This window comes from Pseudobutyrivibrio sp. MD2005 (genome assembly GCF_000621865.1).
GTDB lineage: Bacteria > Bacillota > Clostridia > Lachnospirales > Lachnospiraceae > Pseudobutyrivibrio.
In genome coordinates this window covers 163,248-183,532 of record NZ_JHXE01000009.1, presented here as the reverse complement: position 1 = coordinate 183,532, position 20,285 = coordinate 163,248, and the positions used below count along the sequence as shown (strand labels likewise).

Annotated in this window: 18 protein-coding genes; 1 reads left to right on the top strand and 17 read right to left on the bottom strand. The window is 39.1% G+C overall.

Annotated features, from left to right (window positions below; genetic code table 11):
* Positions 1-95 precede the first annotated feature (95 nt).
* Complete coding sequence (locus tag T498_RS0103655; RefSeq protein ID WP_028234751.1) at positions 96-350, top strand: hypothetical protein; 255 nt, start codon at positions 96-98, stop codon at positions 348-350.
* A gap of 68 nt (positions 351-418) precedes the next feature.
* Here T498_RS0103655 and T498_RS14740 read toward each other — a convergent pair whose 3' ends face one another.
* From T498_RS14740 to T498_RS0103565, 17 genes are all read right to left on the bottom strand, one after another.
* Entirely contained in the window at positions 419-814 is a 396-nt protein-coding gene (locus tag T498_RS14740; RefSeq protein WP_036977737.1) for a 4Fe-4S dicluster domain-containing protein, read from the bottom strand.
* Between the two features lie 126 nt (positions 815-940).
* The gene (locus T498_RS0103645) at positions 941-2,020 is read right to left on the bottom strand and encodes a hydrogenase large subunit (RefSeq protein WP_028234750.1); all 1,080 of its coding nucleotides are present in this window, start codon (positions 2,018-2,020) and stop codon (positions 941-943) included.
* Positions 2,010-2,384, bottom strand: a complete 375-nt coding sequence (locus tag T498_RS0103640) for an NADH-quinone oxidoreductase subunit C (RefSeq protein WP_036977735.1) — start codon at positions 2,382-2,384, stop codon at positions 2,010-2,012. The genes T498_RS0103645 and T498_RS0103640 overlap by 11 nt, the downstream gene beginning before the upstream one ends.
* Before the next feature lie 12 nt (positions 2,385-2,396).
* The gene (locus tag T498_RS0103635; RefSeq protein ID WP_028234748.1) at positions 2,397-2,828 is read right to left on the bottom strand and encodes an NADH-quinone oxidoreductase subunit B family protein; all 432 of its coding nucleotides are present in this window, start codon (positions 2,826-2,828) and stop codon (positions 2,397-2,399) included.
* A 25-nt stretch (positions 2,829-2,853) separates the two neighbouring features.
* Positions 2,854-3,738 (bottom strand): NADH-quinone oxidoreductase subunit H, encoded by an 885-nt coding sequence (locus tag T498_RS0103630; RefSeq protein WP_028234747.1) that lies wholly within the window; start codon positions 3,736-3,738, stop codon positions 2,854-2,856.
* On the bottom strand, positions 3,738-5,675 hold the full coding sequence (locus T498_RS0103625) for an NADH-quinone oxidoreductase subunit 5 family protein (protein WP_028234746.1): 1,938 nt from the start codon (positions 5,673-5,675) through the stop codon (positions 3,738-3,740). Before T498_RS0103625 ends, T498_RS0103630 begins: the two co-directional genes overlap by 1 nt.
* A 264-nt stretch (positions 5,676-5,939) precedes the next feature.
* Positions 5,940-7,418: a 4Fe-4S dicluster domain-containing protein gene (locus T498_RS0103615; protein ID WP_028234745.1), complete on the bottom strand. Its 1,479-nt coding sequence runs from the start codon at positions 7,416-7,418 to the stop codon at positions 5,940-5,942.
* A gap of 32 nt (positions 7,419-7,450) precedes the next feature.
* Positions 7,451-8,638, bottom strand: a complete 1,188-nt coding sequence (gene hydF, locus T498_RS0103610; protein ID WP_028234744.1) for a [FeFe] hydrogenase H-cluster maturation GTPase HydF — start codon at positions 8,636-8,638, stop codon at positions 7,451-7,453.
* 76 nt (positions 8,639-8,714) lie between these two features.
* Positions 8,715-10,157 (bottom strand): [FeFe] hydrogenase H-cluster radical SAM maturase HydG, encoded by a 1,443-nt coding sequence (gene hydG / locus T498_RS0103605; RefSeq protein ID WP_028234743.1) that lies wholly within the window; start codon positions 10,155-10,157, stop codon positions 8,715-8,717.
* A gap of 21 nt (positions 10,158-10,178) precedes the next feature.
* Entirely contained in the window at positions 10,179-11,234 is a 1,056-nt protein-coding gene (hydE, locus tag T498_RS0103600) for a [FeFe] hydrogenase H-cluster radical SAM maturase HydE (RefSeq protein WP_155951008.1), read from the bottom strand.
* A 157-nt stretch (positions 11,235-11,391) separates the two neighbouring features.
* Complete coding sequence (locus T498_RS0103595; RefSeq protein WP_028234741.1) at positions 11,392-13,038, bottom strand: alpha-amylase family glycosyl hydrolase; 1,647 nt, start codon at positions 13,036-13,038, stop codon at positions 11,392-11,394.
* A 248-nt stretch (positions 13,039-13,286) separates the two neighbouring features.
* Positions 13,287-14,183: an adenylyl-sulfate kinase gene (locus tag T498_RS0103590; protein WP_036977734.1), complete on the bottom strand. Its 897-nt coding sequence runs from the start codon at positions 14,181-14,183 to the stop codon at positions 13,287-13,289.
* A gap of 155 nt (positions 14,184-14,338) precedes the next feature.
* Complete coding sequence (locus T498_RS0103585) at positions 14,339-15,775, bottom strand: glycoside hydrolase family 1 protein (RefSeq protein ID WP_028234739.1); 1,437 nt, start codon at positions 15,773-15,775, stop codon at positions 14,339-14,341.
* Positions 15,776-15,818: 43 nt separating this feature from the next.
* A complete protein-coding gene (locus T498_RS0103580; RefSeq protein WP_028234738.1) occupies positions 15,819-17,699 on the bottom strand; it encodes a beta-glucoside-specific PTS transporter subunit IIABC in 1,881 nt (626 codons plus the stop codon).
* Between the two features lie 163 nt (positions 17,700-17,862).
* Complete coding sequence (gene licT / locus T498_RS0103575; protein ID WP_028234737.1) at positions 17,863-18,693, bottom strand: BglG family transcription antiterminator LicT; 831 nt, start codon at positions 18,691-18,693, stop codon at positions 17,863-17,865.
* Between the two features lie 236 nt (positions 18,694-18,929).
* Complete coding sequence (locus T498_RS14735; RefSeq protein WP_051524570.1) at positions 18,930-19,178, bottom strand: hypothetical protein; 249 nt, start codon at positions 19,176-19,178, stop codon at positions 18,930-18,932.
* A gap of 31 nt (positions 19,179-19,209) precedes the next feature.
* Positions 19,210-20,226 (bottom strand): phosphatidylinositol-specific phospholipase C domain-containing protein, encoded by a 1,017-nt coding sequence (locus tag T498_RS0103565; RefSeq protein WP_028234736.1) that lies wholly within the window; start codon positions 20,224-20,226, stop codon positions 19,210-19,212.
* Between the last annotated feature and the right edge of the window lie 59 nt (positions 20,227-20,285).

Below are 20,285 nucleotides of genomic sequence, written 5' to 3'. Positions count from 1 at the left end.
GCGTGACAGTTTTGTGACAAATTGCATGATATATTTTATATATAACATAAGAGCGTAACTAATTTTTACTATCAACATCTATGGGAGGTTTCATTATGGCTGATGTAAAAAATAATAAGAATTTATCTGAAGAGACTACTGAAAAAATGCTTGATGTTAATGATTTGGATTTTGTTAATGGTGGTAAAAAACCTGGTGGAAAAAAGGGAGGTAAGTCCTGTAAGTATTGCGAAAAAGATAACAATATCCAAAAAACAGGTGCTACAAGAACTAGAAAGGTGCTTTTTTTCATCCCTCTTGACGAAGAGGAATGGTATTGTGGTTGGTGTAATAAAACATTTTGGGTTTAGCAATCTTTGTAATTAAAAATGGGAGTTCTTTATAGAAAGGACTCCCATTTTTTCTTATCTGTATTAATTTATTTTTCAACTGCTGCAGGTGCCTGAGGCTTCGCCGCAGGCTTTGGTGGCTCATATGGTACCTCCACCTCATATCTAAATTTTTCTGGACCTGGCTCCTGATATCCAGGTGTGATAGATAAACACTTCTTTGGACATTTCTCTACACAGTATCCACACTGAATACAATCAAATCGATTGATAGACCATTTCTTCCCTGCTCTATCAACTGTTATTGCCCCTGGCGGGCAACTACGCATGCACATTCCACAAAGAATACATTTATCACTATCGATATCCACATGTCCTCTGGTGCGCTCTGGATATTCCTTAGGCACAAAAGGATATTGAGTTGTTGCAGGCTTAGAAAATAGATTCTTTAACACCTGTTTTGTAAAAGGTAAAAACTGCCCCATCTTTAACTCCTTCCAAATGTTATATCTCGCTGATTACGCTCACAAACATTCATACTATTTTTTTCATCGCTTTCGCTATACTCTCAAAAAATAGCATTAATTTTTGCGAGCTATCAGCTATTTATACTATCTCTCAGTACAACTTATACACGGATCTATTGTTAATACGAGAAGTGGTACATCGCCGTACTGGCATCCCTGCAACGTCTGTGTAAGGGCTGGGATGTTTGCAAAGGTTGGTGTGCGGACTCTAAATCTGTCTAAGAACTTTGTGCCGTTGGCACGCACGTGATAGAAAGCTTCTCCTCTTGGCTGCTCAACACGAATGAAGGATTCTCCATTTGGCATTCCTGTTACTTTTGTGTTTATTTCCGTATCAGGAATCTTTGCTACACACTGTCTGATGATATCAATAGACTGGAACAATTCGCCTATACGAACTTCACAGCGGGCATATGAATCGCATTTATTTGAAGTAATTACCTCAAAATCAATGTCGTTGTAAGCTGCATATCCATTCTTTCTCATATCCACATTGATACCTGATGCCCTCATCATTGGGCCTACAGCGCCTCTTCTGATAGCATCCTCACCAGTGATTATTCCAACATCCACAAGGCGGCTCTTAACTGTATAATCATTAAGGAAAATGCTGGTAGTCTCGCGAATCTCTTTTTCCATGGCATCAAGCTTTTTCACGAATTCCTTGAGCATTTCATTTGGCATATCCTTTAAAACGCCACCAATTGTATTTACCGAGAAGATTACACGTCCACCTGTTGATTCCTCAAACATATCAAGGATTGTTTCTCTAAGCCTCCATGAATGCATGAATAAGGATTCAAATCCAAATCCATCTGCCAGCAATCCAAGCCATAATAAATGACTGTGCAAGCGGCTCATCTCAGCCCATATTGTACGAAGATAATCGGCACGTCTTGGCACTTCTACTCCCATGATATCTTCGATGGCCATGCAGTATCCCATGCCATGCATAAATGAACATATACCGCATATACGTTCCGCAACATAAACCATCTCGTTGAAATCTTTTTTGCTGGTAAGACTTTCCAAGCCTCTATGAATAAAACCGATTGATGGAATTGCCGCTAAAACTTTTTCATCTTCTAGTACCAAATCAAGATGTATTGGTTCAGGAAGGACTGGATGCTGTGGGCCGTATGGCACTATACTTCTATTCCCCATCTTTAGCTTCCTCCTTCTCCATAAATGGTGTTTCTACGTCTATACGATATAGCTTGTCATGTAAATCCACCTTGATATTTTCTACATTAAGTCCCCATAATTCGTGCATCTCATTTTCGTAATAAATAGCCGATTTATAAACACGGGATATAGATGGAACTTCCTCATCTCTTTCTGCGATAAGTCTATAATTTGCAAAATCATAACCATTTGCAAATGAATATGTAACCTCATAATGATTTTCTGCTTTAGGATAACAGCAGCATATCTGACATAATCTCCACAGTGCATTCTTTTTTTCCATGATAACCTGAAGGAGCTCTGCCTTATCAATTAAATATAAATCCTTTTTTATTTCTTGCATGATACTCTCCCACTATTCTGCCTTTAAACTGGCTGCCTTTTCCTTGAATAAGGCTACGCCTTTAACAACACCATCTATAATAGATTCTGGACGTGCTGCACACCCAGGAACATATATATCCACCGGGATAACTGTGTCTGCGCCGCCTTTGATGTTGTAGCATTCCTTAAATATTCCTCCTGTGCATGCGCAAGTGCCTACAGCTATGACAACCTTTGGCTGTGGCATCTGATCATAAATCTGTTTTACCACAGATTCATTTTGGGAATTTATTCCTCCGGTAATAAGGAATATATCCGCATGCATGGGATTTCCTGTGTTGATAACACCGAATCTTTCAACATCATATACCGGTGTTGTACAGGCCAAAACCTCTATATCACATCCATTGCAGCTGCTTCCATCATAATGGAGCAGCCATGGTGATTTATGTATTGAACTCATTTTTATTCCTCCTATTTCTCACTTATTAACCGCGAATAATCTCTAGTAAGAAAAGATTCATTCCAGCCGCTATAATTGTCACACCCCATGCCAGCTTTAGCATAAGCTGCCATTTTACCCTGGCTGATGTATTATCAATTAGAATCTCTAGGAACCAGACACATAAAATTGCAACGATGGCTCCCACAATGGAAAGCGGATTGGAATTAAGGAAGAACAATGCAACTATTCCATAAAGGATTGCATTTTCATACCATTCAGCTAATGTTACCATTCCATATTCCTTGCCCACCATTTCAGCTGTAACACCTTTTACAACCTCCTGATGCGCATGGTGTGATGTAGATATATCAAATGGCGACTTTCTAAACTTTATTGTAAGGATGAATACAAATCCCACAAAAAATCCTGGCAAAAATATTACGTTTGAGTAATCACTATTTCTAACAATGTTAGACACATTAAATGTCTTTGGAATAGTGGCAAGATAAAATCCAACTGGAACTAAAAGCTCCATTGGCTCACATGCCATAATCTGTACTAATTCTCTATGTGTTCCCTGTGAACTGAAAGGAGAATGTGTTGCGGTAGATGCAAGTATCAAAAACATTGCAGATGTTGATAATGCAAATACCACAAGAAGCAAATCAAAGCCTGCAAAGAAAAGGATTCCTGCCAATATAATAAAGCACAGATATGAACGAATCATAAACAACTGCATTTTATTTGCACTTAAAAACTCCTTTTCGAAAAGCTTTTTCAAATCGTAAAAAGGCTGAAGCACTGAAGGACCTTTTCTTCCCTGCATTCTAGCCGAAATTTTTCTATCACATCCATCAAGTAAACCTATGATGATAGGAGCCAAAATGATGTAACATACCGCTAGTATCACTCTTATTTGCACTGTCATTAGAACGCACCTCCTATCACAATAATCATGTAAACTATTATCAAGAAGGCTGATATTATAATCGCTGGTGTAAACAGCTTCTTTTCGCCCATAATCTCTTCCATATAAAAGTTTGCTACGTGCATCTCCTTGGCCTCTCCTGTCGCAGATACAAAGCTCATGTTATCCCCGGCATTTGCACCACCCATATATGTAAGGACTGGCCTATATTTGCTGTTCTTAGTCATAATGTAATTAAATGCTGGTATCACAAATACACCTACCAACAATACAATCATTATGATGATGTTTTCCTGTGAAATAACCTGCTCTACTGCCCCAAACATGTTTCTAGAAAGTGGCTTTAATACATTCTGTGACAACCATGGGAAGCCAAGTATCAAAGCAACCATAAGCGTTGCATGGAAAAACATGGATATGTATTCGTTCTTCTTTGTAAGGTCTCTTGATTTTTCACGTGTTGCCGGGCCAAGGATTTTCGACATCCATTTTGTCCAGTAGAACATTGTAGTAGCTGAACCAAAGCATATGAATAAAACCATCAATGATGATACATATACAGATTTAGTATCGATGAAAGCCTTTAGTGCTGCCCACTTTGAAATAAGCATTCCAAAAGGAGCCAGGAACATTCCAGCAATACCAATCATCAAAATAAATGCTAGCTTAGGGAAGATTGACATGAGGCCTTGCATGTCCTCAACGTCACGGCTTCCAATTGTGTTTTCAATTGCTCCTACGCACTGGAAGAGCATTGATTTCGACACTGCGTGGAAAATTACAAGGAATACAGCTGCCCATATTGTTTCAGCATAACCACAGCCTGTGCAGGCTACAATAAGTCCAAGGTTTGAAATTGTGGAATATGCAAGCACTTTCTTGCCGTCTGATACTGATATAGCAAGGCAGGATGCTACAAGGAAAGTAAAGCCACCAATGAGGGCTACCATGTTTCCAACATAATTATCTGCCATAGCTGTTGTTAATCTGATAAGCAGATAAACACCAGCCTTTACCATTGTTGCGCTGTGAAGAAGCGCAGATGATGGTGTAGGCGCTACCATGGCACCTAACAGCCAGCCGGAAAATGGGAACTGAGCCGATTTTGTAAGTGCAGCAAAAGCGAGCATTGCTATTGGAAGCAAGCATCTCATATCATCCGGTGATAGTTTTGCTATTCGGATAAATTCAAAAAGATTTGCTGTGTTGAACCACAAATATCCAACTGTAATAGCTACTGCAAGTCCGCATCCACCTAAAAGGTTCATCCACAATGCTTTGAAGGAATTATTTATTGCCTCATCTGTGCGAGTGTATCCTATAAGAAGGAAAGATGTAACAGATGTGATTTCCCAGAAGAAATATAGGCTTAATAGGTTGGCTGAAAATACCAGGCCAAACATAGCTCCAAAGAATACGAATATCATTGCTAAAAAGAAACTTCTTCTATCTGTAAGTTCTTTGTGATGATGTATGTGATATCCATGCATATATCCAACTGCATATACACCAATCAATGATCCAATTACTCCGATAATAAGAACCATGATAAATGTAAGCCAATCAAACCTCATTGTGTATGTGTTTGGAAGCTTTGGGCCCACAAACTCAAGTGCCGATGGAATAACTGTTGATGTTATTGTCAAAAATGAAATTATAGGTCTTTTGTACTTAAACGCTAGATAAGTGATAAAACACATAAGAAATACGTCGCCAACAAGAAAAATATGACCAAATAATTCTTGATGTGGCAATCTAAAATTCAGTGTCTCGCCCCCAGCAAGAAACCACCGAATTGCAATGAATACTGATGAAACCATAACAATTCCACAGCCTAGATAGACGAAAAATGCTCTGCATTTAGAATTGTGAATAAGTGCAGGAAAAATCGCCCAAAGAAATGGAAAGCAAATCAATGCTGTCACTAGTGTTTCCATATTAAGTTCCCCCCTTTAATACATTATTACCCTTTATTTCAAATCTCTTTAAGAGATTAGGATAATCCTAAGTAATGTAAAAACCCAAATGATAATATTTTAACAGATACTATATACTATACCACAATTTGCATAAATGTGAGCACATTTTTGCCTTTTTTATAGGGATTTTCGACAAATATTACAGGGGTGCGCTGTGGATACGGGAAAGCTGCGCCCATAAAAAATAGCCCACCTCAAATGAGGTGAGCCATTTTTATTTGCTTATTCCATATGTCCATCTCTATACATAGAGAACTTATCCATTGGGTAATTTTCAAGGTTTGCAAGAATCTTTCTATCATCAGCCTTATTGATAAGACCTGTTCTAGCTTTAAGAATCTCACGCTCAGCCTTGTGCTTAGAAGGACCGCCTACGCAACCTCCCTCACAAATCATACCTTCGATGAAGTCTACATCAAGCTTGCCGCTCTTAAGAAGCATAAGTGCCTTCTTACACTCAGCACCACCTGCACACTGCATAAGCTTGATATCATCTGTGTTCTGTCCACGCTCCTGCATGCACTCGATAACAGCCTTAGCAACACCGCCTGAAGAAGCGAAGTGCTTACCAAATGTAGATGACTCCTGGTAGTTCTCCTCTACTGGCTCGAACTCAACGCCCTTAGAACGCATTAATGCACGAAGCTCACCAAATGTGATAACGTAATCTGCATTTCCTGGAACTGTCTCGTCATTAGCCTCAGACTTCTTAGCGATACATGGTCCAACGAATACTGTAACAGTATCCTCACCCATTGTAGCCTTAACAAAACGTGAAATAGCACACATTGGAGATACAGTTGAAGACATGTTATCTCTGAACTGATCTGGGAAGTGCTTTCTAAGCATATTGATGAAAGCTGGGCAGCAAGATGTTGTCATCTTACGTCCTTCTTCCTTAGCCTCAAACCACTCTGCTGACTCGTAAGCAGCTGTCATATCTCCACCGAGACCAACTTCGATCATATCTGTGAAGCCAATCTTCTTGCAAGCTTCCTTAACTGCTGCCATAGAGATGTCCTCACCGAACTGTCCCTCTGTAGCAGGTGCGCACATAGCGATAACCTTCTTGCCCTCAAGGATAGCCTTGATGATGTGTACAAGGTATGTCTTAGAACCGATAGCACCGAATGGGCAGCTGTGGATACAGTGACCACATGAGATACACTTCTCATCGTCGATTACGCAGTGACCGTACTCATCGTAAGAAATAGCGCCAACTGGGCAAGCCTTCTTACATGGTCTCTCAAGATGAACGATTGCCTGATAAGGACATTCCTTAGCACACATACCACATTCCTTACACTTAGTAGGATCGATGTGCATTCTTCTCTCACCTGGAGTGATAGCGCCAAACTTACATGAGTTGAGACATGCCTTTCCAAGACAGAAACGGCAGTTATCTGTAACTGAGTAAGATGCAATTGAACAGTCATCACATGCAGGCTGAATAACCTGAACAACGTTCTTTGAATCTGGGTTTGTAGGAAGATTCTCAGCGCATGAAAGAATTACACGCTGTCTTACGATTTCTCTTTCCTTGTAGACACAACAACGATATGTTGGTCTTGGTCCTGGAATAATTTCGTAGCAAACCTGCTCCTTGTGTGTAGCGTCAAGCTCACCTCTCCATGCAAGCTTGCAAACCTCCTCCATAATGTTGTGCTTCAATCTTACAATACTTTGATCTGAAGTAACCATATTTTTCTCCTTTTACTAAAATTGTTTGCCAGTTAATTTATTATTTCTAGACTTCTGTCTAAAATTCCATTGAACTCTGCAATGGCCATTCCATAATTAACAATTGGAACCCCTTGCTCTTTGCAGTGCTTCACTCTGCTTTGCATCTCCTGTGCATTTATCATGCAGCCTCCGCAGTGAATCACCAATTTATATTTTGATAAATCCTCTGGAAAATCATTGCCAGATGAAAATTCAAAGGCTATATCCTTACCAGTGTATTTATTAACCCATCCAGGAATCTTTACTGTTCCGATGTCATTGCATTGTCTGTGATGTGTACATGCTTCTGCAATAAGTACGGTATCATTATCCTGAAGTTTTTTTATAGCTTCTACACCTTCTAACTGGGTGTTTAAGCTTCCTCGGTATCTCGCCAAAAGAATACTAAATGATGTTAAAAGTGTATCTTTTGGTACTGTCTTTGCTACCTGCCCAAAAGCTTGGGAATCGGTGATAACAAGTGATACCTCTTTATTATCATCAAGTGCCTCTGCCAATTCTGATGGCTGGCAGCAGATAATCTTGCAATTGTGATCCAATAAATCTCTCAGTACCATTTGCTGTGGCAAGATTACTCTTCCCTTTGGCGCTGATTCATCAATTGGAATAACAAGCACTACTGTGCTTTTTGGCTGGATCAAATCAGCTACAAGAGCCGGCTCTTTTTTATCAGGCAAAAGCTTAATCAAAGCTTCCTTCACCTGAGTCATATCGTCATTTGTTGCATCGAGGAAAATAATATCCTCATCCTCGGAAAGCTCCTTATAACCGTGAGCCTCAGTCTCGTCTGTATGATTCTCAATAATTATATATGGAAGTTTTCGTTCCTTAACCTCTGTAAGGAATGAAAGCTCTTCTTCTGAAAGTTTTGTTTCTCGCGCGTCAAGCACAAGCACTACAATATCTATCTCCTCTAAGATTCGATATGTGCGCTTCTTTCTAAGCTCTCCAAGGTCTCCCTCGTCGTCAAAGCCTGCTGTATCTATAATCACTACCGGACCGATTGGCAAAATTTCCATTGCCTTTTTTACAGGGTCTGTTGTAGTGCCCTTGTGAGCTGAAACTAAAGACAGCTCCTGATTGGTGAGCTTATTTACAATGCTGGACTTTCCTGCATTTCTAATTCCAAAGAAGCCAATGTGTGTGCGCTGACCGCTTGGTGTATTATTTAAAGACATTTTCCCACCTCTTCTGAAACGCTCAGACTTATGTTTATTATAAAATATAAATTTGAATTTTCTATTAAATCAACAACTAGAAGCGGAAATCTCTTCTGTTTGAGTTCTTGATAGCCTCAATATTTTCCTCGGCTGTCTTTCTGACATTCTCCTTAGGAATCTTCTTGAGCTCTTCCTCTATCATCTTAAAGCCAACTTTCTTTGTCTCTTCAGAAGCGTAATCTACCAGGTACTCTGTAAGAGTCATAAGGGCATTTGGATGACAGCAGTTGATAATCTGGCCTGTCTTGCAAAGTGACATAAATCTATCACCTGTACGACCTGCACGGTAGCATGCTGTACAGAATGAAGGGATATGACCTGTCTCCATAAGCCACTTAACAACCTCATCAAGTGTACGCTGATCAGAAACATCAAACTGCTCTGTATCGTGTGGTCTTTCCTCTTCTGTGTATCCACCAACAGATGTACGGCTGGCTCCAGAAACCTGTGAAATACCAACATTAAGCATCTTGCGGCGAACTTCCTCTGACTCACGTGTAGAAATGATCATTCCTGTGTAAGGAACTGCGATTCTGATACATGCTGCAATCTTTGTGAACATCTCATCTGGGATAGAATTATCAAATACATCTGGATCGATATCGTCAGCATGCTTTACACGTGGAACAGAAATTGTGTGAGGGCCTACGCCGTGAACAGCCTCAAGGTGTTCTGCATGCATAAGTAATCCAGCAAATTCGTATCTGTAGCTTTCAAGTCCGAAAAGAACTCCAAGTCCTACATCATCGATTCCACCTTCCATTGCACGGTCCATAGCTTCTGTATGATATGCATAATCATGCTTTGGTCCTGTTGGATGAAGCTCCTCATAGCTCTTTTTATTGTATGTCTCCTGGAAGAGAATGTATGTACCAATTCCTGCTTCCTTGAGCTTGCGATAGTTTTCAACTGTTGTTGCGGCAATATTTACATTGACACGGCGAATGTCACCATTCTTGTGATGAATGCTGTAAATTGTGTCGATGCACTCGAGGATGTACTCGATTGGATTGTTAACTGGGTCCTCTCCTGCTTCGATAGCAAGACGCTTGTGTCCCATATCCTGAAGCGCAATAACCTCTGCCTTTACTTCTTCCTGTGTAAGCTTCTTACGACCGATGTGCTTGTTCTTAAGGTGATAAGGACAGTAAACACATCCATTTACACAGTAGTTTGAAAGATAAAGTGGTGCAAAAAGAACGATACGATTGCCGTAGAATGCATCCTTAATCTCCTGTGCAACCTCGTACATTTTCTCAATGTACTTTGGTTCTTCACAAGCAAGCAATACAGATGCTTCACGGTGTGTAAGTCCTTTGCAGACACAGCCTTCAGCTGTCTTAACTGGGCGTGCCTTTTCAAGTAATTCTTCTATTAATTCATAATTGTTTTTATTTGCCTCGGCATACTCTATTGTGTCGAGGATTTCCTGGTCATCGATAAACTCTTCGGCCTTTAATGATTTTACGTTGTACATATTATTTCCTCACTATCTGTACTAATTGAAACCGGCTCTGTTTCCAGGGTCTGTAACTATTTTATATCCAATGCTTTCCATGCGGCTGCCAAGACATCCAAGGCATTCTGCGGCTTCTTCGCCTGTGCAGATTTTGTTGTCATAAAGCGTGTACATTCTTCTCACATCTGTAGGTGAAAGATTTGGCATCACTACATTGGCACCTGCCAGTATTCCAAGCTCTCTTCCCTTAGGATTGATAGTCCCAAGTGCTGTTGTGGCTGGAAGCAAAACTTCGGGATAAATCATTCTGATTAATGATAAGCAGAATAATGTGGTATCAAGTGTGCCGCTATTTTCATTAGCAAACGGTGTATCCTTATGACTAATAAATGGACCGATACCGCACATGTCTGGCTTGAACTCTTCTATGAATTTTAAATCCATGGCCAAATCGTAGCTGGTCTGACCTGGGGATTCCACCATAAATCCAGCACCAGTTTGATAACCTATTTCTTTAAGATTCTTCAAACATTCCATGCGATTATGCCATGACATCTCCGCAGGATGTAACTTTCTATATAATTCCGGATTAGCTGTTTCGTGTCTGAGCAGATATCTTCTGGCACCAGCATCATAATACTTTTGATAGCTTTCTTTGCTACGCTCACCAATAGACAGTGTAATGACCATATCCTCATGGGATGATTTGATGGCTGAAATGATGTCACAAAGCATATCATCACTGTAGGTATAATCTTCTCCGCCTTGAAGCACGATTGTCCTAAAGCCTAATTCGTACCCCTGATTGGCACAGTCTATAATAGTCTGAGCTGAAAGACGATATCTCTCGCAGTTCATATTATCGCGTCTGATTCCGCAATAAATACAATCGTTTCTGCAGAAATTGGTAAACTCTATCAGGCCACGTATGTAGACCTTATTGCCATAGTGCTGTTTCTGAAACTCTCTGGCATAGCCTGCTGCCAAATCCATCAGTTCCTCATCCCTATTAGCCAACAAGTACTCGTACTCATCTGTAGAAAGTGAATGTTCTATCTTAAGTTTTTCTAATAAATCTTTTGCTTTTAAATCCATACTATTAATGATAAAAAATATCGTTTATTTTTTCACAATCAATACTATAACATAAAAATATCATCAGCATTTGACTTTTCTTGCCATTTTCTGTTCTTTTTTGTATACAAAAAAAACTATAAAAAAAAGCCATTCCCTGCAAGGAATGACTTTTTGATTATTTTACAATTTCGTATTCAAGGCTAGCGAAATCTGCCTTAAGTGTTATGGAATCAGCTCCCTTTGTCCATGTAAAGGATGTAACTGAACCATTTGTATCGATAGAAAGCTTGCTATCAAATCCAAATGCTGGATGAGATTTACGAAGTCGAAGTAATTCGATTTGCTTCTTAACAACATCCTTCTGAAGATCTGACTCAATCTGCTCTAACGAAAGATTTGTTCTGTTGATTTCTTTATGTCCACCGGCTCCAGCACGTGCTACAGCTTCGTGGTCATTCTTTCCTGCAAACAAATCAAGGTACCATACCTGAGGCTTACCTGGCATAAACATCTGAATTGCTCTCGCAAAGAGCATCTTCTTATCGTCCTCACCAAGTGCACTATAGTATGTTGCATTAACCTGATAGTACATATTCTTTGCACCATGAAGATCCTTAACAAATCCGCCACGAGCAACAAGTGTATCTATCATCTTTTGAATTTCATCTTCTGGTAAAAGTCCCTTTAAATCAAGGAGAGGAATTCCATCATGACATCCAAGCATGTTTACTACACGAATGTCCTTTTCAACTAATTCCTTTGCCCAGTTTACTAGAAGTGAACTATCATGATTTTCAATCGCGTGAATGAGAAGTCCTGGAAGGAAGAAATCGTATGTCATGTAGCCTTTACCTGCTACAAGCTCATAAATCTTCTCTCCATAGCTGGCATGAATTTCTGGTAAAAGTGTTACACCGTTCTTATCTGCCAACTCACGTACTTTCTGAAGTAAATCCCATGTACCTGGGTCATTCAAAAAGTTCTTCTCGCCTGGCTCCTTTGGAGCGTATGCAAAGGCATCTAATCTGACGATCTTTGCACCGTATCCTGCAAGTGTCTTAAGAGTGTTCTCGTAGAATTCCCAAACAAGTGGTGATTTGATGTTCAAATCCATTTGTCCTAAATATCTGCGATTGCTCTCTAATAAATCAACAACTGCATCATGATACTTTTCATATTTACCAAGCTCTAGCTCAGCAACAGCCTTACCCTCATCAATCTGAGCGTTAACACACTCTGCTAATCTAGTAGCTGCTACATACTGGATGTCCATCTTTTCCATCAAGTCTTCTGCTTCAAGCTTCTTGTAGCGTACCTCCTGATAGAAAGTGTTCCAATATGGTACATTTCTTCCATCTGGGAATCTTACCATAAGAATTGGTAAGCCTGGCTTTCTGAAAAACATATCCTTGATATATTTCTCATCTGGCTGAATATAACCAGCTTCTGTCATCTGGCCACAGCCTTCCCAGAATTTATTCCAATCGATAAAGAAATCCTTATACTTTGATTCATCACCGTTTTTGATGATGTCCTGAAACTCCTTTGATAATACAGATGCGTGGTTAAGGATGAAATCAAGCTTAAGATCAATATCCATGTTCTTGATTGCCTCAACTGCTTCTCTGCTTCCAAGCTCTTCATTGATGCCATAATCAATTACAGAAAAGCCTCTATCTAAATCTGTATTAAAAATACTTGGTAGAATATAGAATGACTCAAATACATCCTTTAAATCATCCTTATTCAAAACCTTTACAATATCATCTAATGTGCCACCCATAGAATCTGGGTACGCATTAAGCATAGGTCCATTACTCATTTTATTCCTCCACTGTAGACCGGCAGTTACTAAAGTCCGCCTGTTACTAAAATCCGGCAGTTACGGCTACAAGCATTGTAGTCCGTCTGTTACGCCTACAAGCATTATATTTACTAAGCTCGACAACACGTCTCGCTTTAGTAAAATAATAGCTTGTCGGCTACAGACTCATCGAATACTATAGCTTGATGCCTACTGCCTCCTCTAATAATTTAAATAACTCAAGAATTATTATTCGTATATACGAATTAGTTCATTAAGGCTTCGTACTGCTCGTATGTAAGCAGTTCGCCTGCTTTTGAAAGAATAATCTGAGCTTTATGAGCCTGTGATTTCAAAAGGTTTTGCTCAAGTTCAAGAACAAGCATGGTAAATGCGCTATCAGTCTTACCATCACGGTTTCTAGCTCTACGATGAGCTAATGTCTCCTCTGGTGTACTGTTTAGAAGAATTGGAATATCCACTCCTTCGTAATTATCGCTATTTCCATGAGTCCATTCGATTACAAGAACCTGAATGTTTGAGAAATCAACTTCCTCATACCAAAGCTCGGAGTCTGTTCTACCCATTCTCTTAAGGTAGATTTTATTCTGGCCAGATTTGAAAGCCTTTACAATACTTGATACTTCGTCGAAATCAATTTCGTTTTTAGTTCCAAGGTATCCTTCTAGGCCTTTGCGTCCTGCCTCAAGATAAGATGCTGCCCATGGGCACTCCTCTACATGAGTCTTGTCTGCATCTGTCTCTTCTTCCTGCCATTTGCGAAGAAGATCGAAATGCTCCATTGTACCTTCGCCGTTCTTTACCAGGCCTCTAACACCTGCTGTACGGAAAATACGAAGACGCTCTGCATCATTGTACATAGGAATACGTCTAGGGTAATTGTCTCCTGACATAGTGTAAGCACCAATGCCGTGCTCTCTCAACATGTGACTGATAAGAGATGCAGTCTCTGACTTACCTACACCTGAGCCACCGCAAACAGCAATAACTGCCTTGCCGCCCTCAAGTAATGGCTCCAATTTCTCCATTAATGGGTCCATAATTACAAGAGCCTTTTTAACGTGTTCCTCGCCTATTTCTACCTTGTCACCTGGCATATCGCCATGTGGAAGATCTAAGTATTGTTTAAGATCAATAGCCATAAAAAATGTCCTCCTAATCACTATAGATAAACATAAACAACACGCAATTATTATACAAAAAAAAGAGGATTTGCAAAACGCAAATCCCGCTTTTTATTTATTTTACCGAAAAATATGTAAAATCTTACATATAATCCATTTTGCAATTATTGCTATTAGATATTCTCACCGTTAGACTCGATTACACTCTTGAACCAATCAAAAGATTTCTTCTTACTACGAGAGAGTGTACCTGTTCCATCATCATGCTTATCTACATAAATGAAACCATAGCGCTTAGCCATTTCGCCTGTTGATGCACTAACTAAATCGATGCATCCCCATGGTGTGTAACCCATTAAATCAACACCATCCTTAACAGCTTCCTTCATTTCTAAGATATGCTTTCTTAGATAGTCAATTCTGTAATCATCATTGATAGAACCATCAGCCTCTACTGTATCAAGAGCACCAAGTCCATTCTCAACAACCATCATCGGAATATGATATCTATCGTAAATTGAGTTTAAAGTCCAACGAAGTCCCTTAGGGTCAATCTGCCATCCCCAGTCACTTGCCTCAAGGTATGGGTTCTTAACTCCGCCCATAAGGTTACCACCTGTAAGCTTTTCGTTCTCATCTGTAGAAGCACAGATGCTCATGTAGTAGCTAAATGTATAGAAATCTACAGTACCTTCCTTAAGGATTTCAAGGTCTCCCTCTTCCATCTTAATGTTGATATCGTTTTCTTCGAAGTAGCGGTCTGCATATTCTGGATAATAACCTCTTACCATAATATCTGAGCAGAACCAGTTCTTCATTCTCATTTCGCGCTGAGCCTTTAACATATCGTCCGGCTTGCATGTAGCTGGATATGTTGTCATAAAGCAAATCATGTTACCCATCTTAAACTGTGGATAATTTTCATGAGCATATTTTACAACTCTTGCACTTGCTACAAACTGATGATGTAATGCCTGATAACGAATCTTTGGATCATCCTTTACTCCAGTGATTGGTCCTGTGTAACCCTGAACAGTACCTAATGAAAGAACATTACCCATAGGCATTGTTCCCGCATTAATCTCGTTAAATGTGAGCCAGTATACCACTTTATCCTTATATCTATCAAAGATTGCATGGCAGTATCTCTCGAACAATTCAATACATTCTCTTCCATACCAGCCATTGTATTTTTCAACTAATGCATATGGCATCTCATAGTGTGAAATAGTGATGAATGGCTCGATGTTGTATTTTCTACACTCGTCGATTACATTGTCATAAAACTTAAGGCCAGCTTCGTTTGGCTCCTTCTCCATTCCAGTTGGGAAAATTCTTGTCCATGCAATAGAGAAACGGAAAACATTGAATCCCATATCTGCAAACAGCTTAATATCCTCTTTATAATGATGATAAAAATCGATTGCTTCATGACTAGGGTATAAAGTATTCTCCTCAATTGTTGCTGTAATGCGCTTTGGTGTATCTTTCGAACCAGTTGTGCACATATCTGAAACAGAAGGACCCTTTCCGTCCACATTCCATGCACCCTCAAACTGATTTGCAGCTGTTGCGCCGCCCCAGAAGAAATCTTTTCTAAATGTTTTCATATTATAGCCTCACTTTCAAAATTACTGGATTTCTATTTAGTACTTAGATTAATGTAATCAGATTCTCACCTACATTTACCTTATCAGCATCTGTAGGGATAACATCTGCATACTTATCTGTGTTTGTGATAATAATTGGTGTATCCACAGGATAGCCTTGAGCTTTAATAAAATCAATATCAAACTCTAGTAATAGATCACCTTTTTTAACCTTATCACCCTGCTTTACCTTTGGCTCAAAGCCCTGGCCTTGAAGCTTTACTGTATCCATACCAACATGGATGATAATCTCAGCACCATCATTTGTTGTGATACCTACTGCATGTCCTGTTGGGAAAAATGCTGAAATAGTTCCATCTGCTGGAGCATACACCTTTCCTTCTGTTGGTGCGATAGCAATTCCTTTGCCCATTGCTCCTGAAGAGAATGCAGCATCTTCGATTTCTGATAAATCCTTAATTTCACCGTTGATTGGTGCAGCAATGATTTCTGCTCCTAATGCATCCTGGATTCTCTCTTCCTTCTTAGCTTCCTTCTTTGCTGGAGCATCATCCTTGTAAAAGATTAACTCAACAATGCATCCTGCAATAATACATGCAATTGATACGATGATTGAAATAATCATTCCGTGTGTATCACCTGTTGCTGGATTTACATATGCTGGATAACCAAATACACCTAATCCTGCCATATTATAGCATTTAACTCCAAGTGTACAAAGTACTGCACCTGCTACACCAGCTACCGCACATGTACGGAAGAATGGTGCCTTCTTTGGAAGCGTAAGACCATAAATTGCTGGCTCAGTTACACCTGCTAATCCTGAAATAACTGATGCTGGAGCAAGGGACTTAATCTTAGCGTCCTTTGTCTTTAGCCAAATACCAAGTACTGCACCTGTCTGTGCAAAAGTTGTTCCAAACATTGCTACAAGAATAATATCCTGACCTGCAGTTGCCATATTTGATAAAGCGATTGGAACCAATGACCAATGAAGGCCAAACATTACAAGTATCTGCCAGAAGAATCCAACTACTACTCCCATAAGGATTGGGCTTGCTGTATTTAATGTTTCAAAGAATAATGACAGTGCACCTGCGATTGTTGATGCTACTGGTCCGATAATAAACATTGTTAAAACGAATGTTACAAACAATGTGATAAGAGGCACACAGAACAGCTTTATTGTATCTGGGACAATCTTCTTAACAAACTTGTTTTCAAACCATGCAGCAAATGCAACTGCAAGGATTACAGGAATAACTGATGATGTATAGTCTCCTGAAGGTGGCATTGAAACTGGAATTCCAAATAAGTTGCTGATATCATCTGCTCCACCTGTCAAATATGGATATACAAGTGCAAGTCCAATAATTAAACCTTCCATCTCTGGAAGCTTGAACTTCTTTGCCGCTGTCATACCAAGGATAGGTGGCAAGAAGTAAAATGCTGAATCTGCAAGTGAATATAAAATATTGTAACTGCCGCCTGTAGCTGACATAACTCCTGTGGCTGTAAGAAGTGCCAACACACCTTTCAAAATACCACATGCACAAAGCACTCCAAGGAATGGTGTGAATACGCTTGTGATTACGCTAATGAATGAGTTGAAGAGGTTTTTCTTTTCTGATGATTCTATATCATTATTAGCTGCTAATGCAGACTTACTCTCTAAGTGGCCAACACTTATCACTGCATCAAAAACCTGTGGAACATGATTTCCGATTACTACCATATACTGACCGCCAGACTGAATTACTGTTACAACTCCATCTGTCTCTTTTAGAATATCTGTATTTGCTTTGCTTTCGTCCTTAAGACTAAATCTTAATCTTGTAATACAATGTGTAATACTTTCAATGTTATCTTTGCCGCCAACATTTTGAATAATGATGCGGGCCAAGCCATCATATTTGCTTGCCATAATTTCTTCTCCTTTGAATCTGAATAATCTATTTACAAGACAGCCCCTGCGCACTGGGCTGATTGTTTCTAAAAATAAAAAACCCGCACGAATTAAAAATAGCCATATAGACTATTTTCAATCGTACGGGTGTAGCCGACTCCAACGCCGTAACCATCCCTGGTTAATTGTTTCTTCCAGTAATACGAGCAATATGCACTGTTAAGTAGAGCATTTCCTCATCTGTTAATTTTTCTGGAAATTTGGTCTCCATGTAGCTTTTGATACGGGATGCGCATCGATATGCTTCTGGAAATTTTTCTTTTATGATTTCAAACATGCCCTCTGCTTCGGGCTCGTAATAAGCATTTCTTTCTGCTCTTTGCAAAAAGTATTTTAGATGTGTGATGAATCTTTCGTAGGAAAGGGAATTCTCATCCAAATCTTTATTGTAAGTGTATTTTACAATACTAACTATGTCATCTATGATTTCCGGAGCTTCCATGATGTGATGAATGTTTCCATCTAATTCTGCATTTACGATGTGTAAAGCAAAGAATCCTGCCTCATCTTCCGGAAGTTCAACTCCAAGTTTTTCTTTTATGATTTCAAGTGCATGGCACCCTAAATCATATTCAACTTTATAATAGTTTTTGATTTCCCACAAAAGCTTATTTCTAAGGAATGTTCCGCTTTTGCTTCGTTCTATCGCAAATCCCAAATGATCTGTTAACGTAATGTAGATGTTATTGCACAATCTTTTTTCCAGTTTTTCTGATGCATATTTAATGATTTCATCTGCAACCTGAATCTCTTCATAAGGCATTTCAGATACCAACTGCAAGAACTGCTCGTTAGACTTTTCCATAACGAAAGTCTTTTCTATCTTACTTTCGTCAATCTCATCCCCAGCACGTTTCTGAAAACATATGCCGCAGCCTGTATATATTATTTCATTTTCATTTTCATCTTTTGCTAATGCAGCATTGTTATTAAGTATCTTAGTTATCTTCATAAGTGTATTCTCAAAAAAAAATGACCAAACCATACCAAGAATACAGGCCTCCTATTAGGCCCTCCGGTTATGATTCAGTCTTGCCTGCTATAGCGCAGTAACAATCCGAATTAAGTTATGCACATACTTTACATTATGGATACCGCTCTGTAAAGAGGGTATCCATAATTTTGTAGATTTGCAAAATTTCAAAGATAATATTTTGTTGAAATTTACAACACTAAATATTCAGATAATTACCTACGAAATCTAGTTGTTTCGTATTTAGCTCGCGTTCTAACACATACCTTAAGTTCCTGAACTCTGCTATCAATATCGCCATCATCAATTACGACATCAATAGATGATGCCATATTGTCAATTAGCAAATCATCAAAATCCATTATAGGTGTTGCAACTAAGAGCTTGTATTTTTCTTCAAAGGAATCCAAATCAAGGAACTCAAGCAATATCGGATTAATGTCCTTCTCTAAATAATTCTCCATACAATATCCTCCTAAAAACTTTCTTTATATTCTAAAACGAATTTGTGTAATATATATGTCTTGCCAGATTAGAATCACCAAAATCTACGATTATAATTCCATAGCTTGTATTGTCCTTTAAGTCATAATCCATCAGTAATTCGTTAAGGTTTTTAGCATATCCAAGTGGGTGTCCAATAAGACCATCTCCATTTGTGCTGATAAAATTAAGGAACAGAGTGTTTTCATCTGCTTCGCAATTTTCAAGACCATCTACAACAGCTTCGTATTTATCCTCAACTGAATATTTGTATCTGTCCTGAACCCACACTCTATAGTCATCATAAACAAAAAGCTCATAAGGAATATCTGCAGGAACCTTATTATCATGCTCAGTCCATATCATATTAATTCCCACGACACCTGTTGCAGCTTTATCCTCGTATCTTGAAACAAGAACTGCGCGACCTCTGACATCTCCCAAGGTAGGGATTTCTTCCTCTGTGTACCAGTAATCATGATTAGCCTGAATCTCATCTACAAGAAGCTTTTCAACATCTGCTACTTCATGGTCCTCATCCTCTATCTTGATGCTCACAATAACTGTTTCTGTAGAATGCTCCTGCAAAAACTTGTAAATATCCTGACACACATCATCAAAATACAGATAATCAGAGAAAAACTCGCCTGAAGCATAGCAATTAGAAGTGCCATTAACAAGCTTAATTCTATTACCGTTTTCTGTCTCATCCATGGCTACCTTAAGATCTAAATAGCGATAGCCATTATTGAGCTGCTCTGAAATGCTGGTATCCTGGCAACGCTTTGAATATCCAAGGCTAATGTTTCTAGCGCAACTATTGTGCGTGCCTGGGATAGTGATTTCCGATAGATATGCGTCATCTGAAATATGCTCCATCCACGATGCTGTATCAGCATATGGAACATTCAAATCAATGTCTGCATTTGGATTAGAATTGTCATCACTAACAAACAATGCTACTAAAATGACAACAATTATAGCAATCATAATGCCACAAACAATTCTAAAAATTTTTCCTTTTTCCATTCGTGCCCCCGTATAACTCTAGCAAGTTTCAAGAATGATTATATTCCTAATACTATTAT

Coding starts and splice junctions, on each gene's coding strand:
- T498_RS0103655 (WP_028234751.1), top strand. CDS start 96: ATGGCTGATGTAAAAAATAATAAGAATTTATCTGAAGAGACTACTGAA.
- T498_RS14740 (WP_036977737.1), bottom strand. CDS start 814: ATGGGGCAGTTTTTACCTTTTACAAAACAGGTGTTAAAGAATCTATTT.
- T498_RS0103645 (WP_028234750.1), bottom strand. CDS start 2,020: ATGGGGAATAGAAGTATAGTGCCATACGGCCCACAGCATCCAGTCCTT.
- T498_RS0103640 (WP_036977735.1), bottom strand. CDS start 2,384: ATGCAAGAAATAAAAAAGGATTTATATTTAATTGATAAGGCAGAGCTC.
- T498_RS0103635 (WP_028234748.1), bottom strand. CDS start 2,828: ATGAGTTCAATACATAAATCACCATGGCTGCTCCATTATGATGGAAGC.
- T498_RS0103630 (WP_028234747.1), bottom strand. CDS start 3,738: ATGACAGTGCAAATAAGAGTGATACTAGCGGTATGTTACATCATTTTG.
- T498_RS0103625 (WP_028234746.1), bottom strand. CDS start 5,675: ATGGAAACACTAGTGACAGCATTGATTTGCTTTCCATTTCTTTGGGCG.
- T498_RS0103615 (WP_028234745.1), bottom strand. CDS start 7,418: ATGGTTACTTCAGATCAAAGTATTGTAAGATTGAAGCACAACATTATG.
- hydF (WP_028234744.1), bottom strand. CDS start 8,638: ATGTCTTTAAATAATACACCAAGCGGTCAGCGCACACACATTGGCTTC.
- hydG (WP_028234743.1), bottom strand. CDS start 10,157: ATGTACAACGTAAAATCATTAAAGGCCGAAGAGTTTATCGATGACCAG.
- hydE (WP_155951008.1), bottom strand. CDS start 11,234: ATGGATTTAAAAGCAAAAGATTTATTAGAAAAACTTAAGATAGAACAT.
- T498_RS0103595 (WP_028234741.1), bottom strand. CDS start 13,038: ATGAGTAATGGACCTATGCTTAATGCGTACCCAGATTCTATGGGTGGC.
- T498_RS0103590 (WP_036977734.1), bottom strand. CDS start 14,183: ATGGCTATTGATCTTAAACAATACTTAGATCTTCCACATGGCGATATG.
- T498_RS0103585 (WP_028234739.1), bottom strand. CDS start 15,775: ATGAAAACATTTAGAAAAGATTTCTTCTGGGGCGGCGCAACAGCTGCA.
- T498_RS0103580 (WP_028234738.1), bottom strand. CDS start 17,699: ATGGCAAGCAAATATGATGGCTTGGCCCGCATCATTATTCAAAATGTT.
- licT (WP_028234737.1), bottom strand. CDS start 18,693: ATGAAGATAACTAAGATACTTAATAACAATGCTGCATTAGCAAAAGAT.
- T498_RS14735 (WP_051524570.1), bottom strand. CDS start 19,178: ATGGAGAATTATTTAGAGAAGGACATTAATCCGATATTGCTTGAGTTC.
- T498_RS0103565 (WP_028234736.1), bottom strand. CDS start 20,226: ATGGAAAAAGGAAAAATTTTTAGAATTGTTTGTGGCATTATGATTGCT.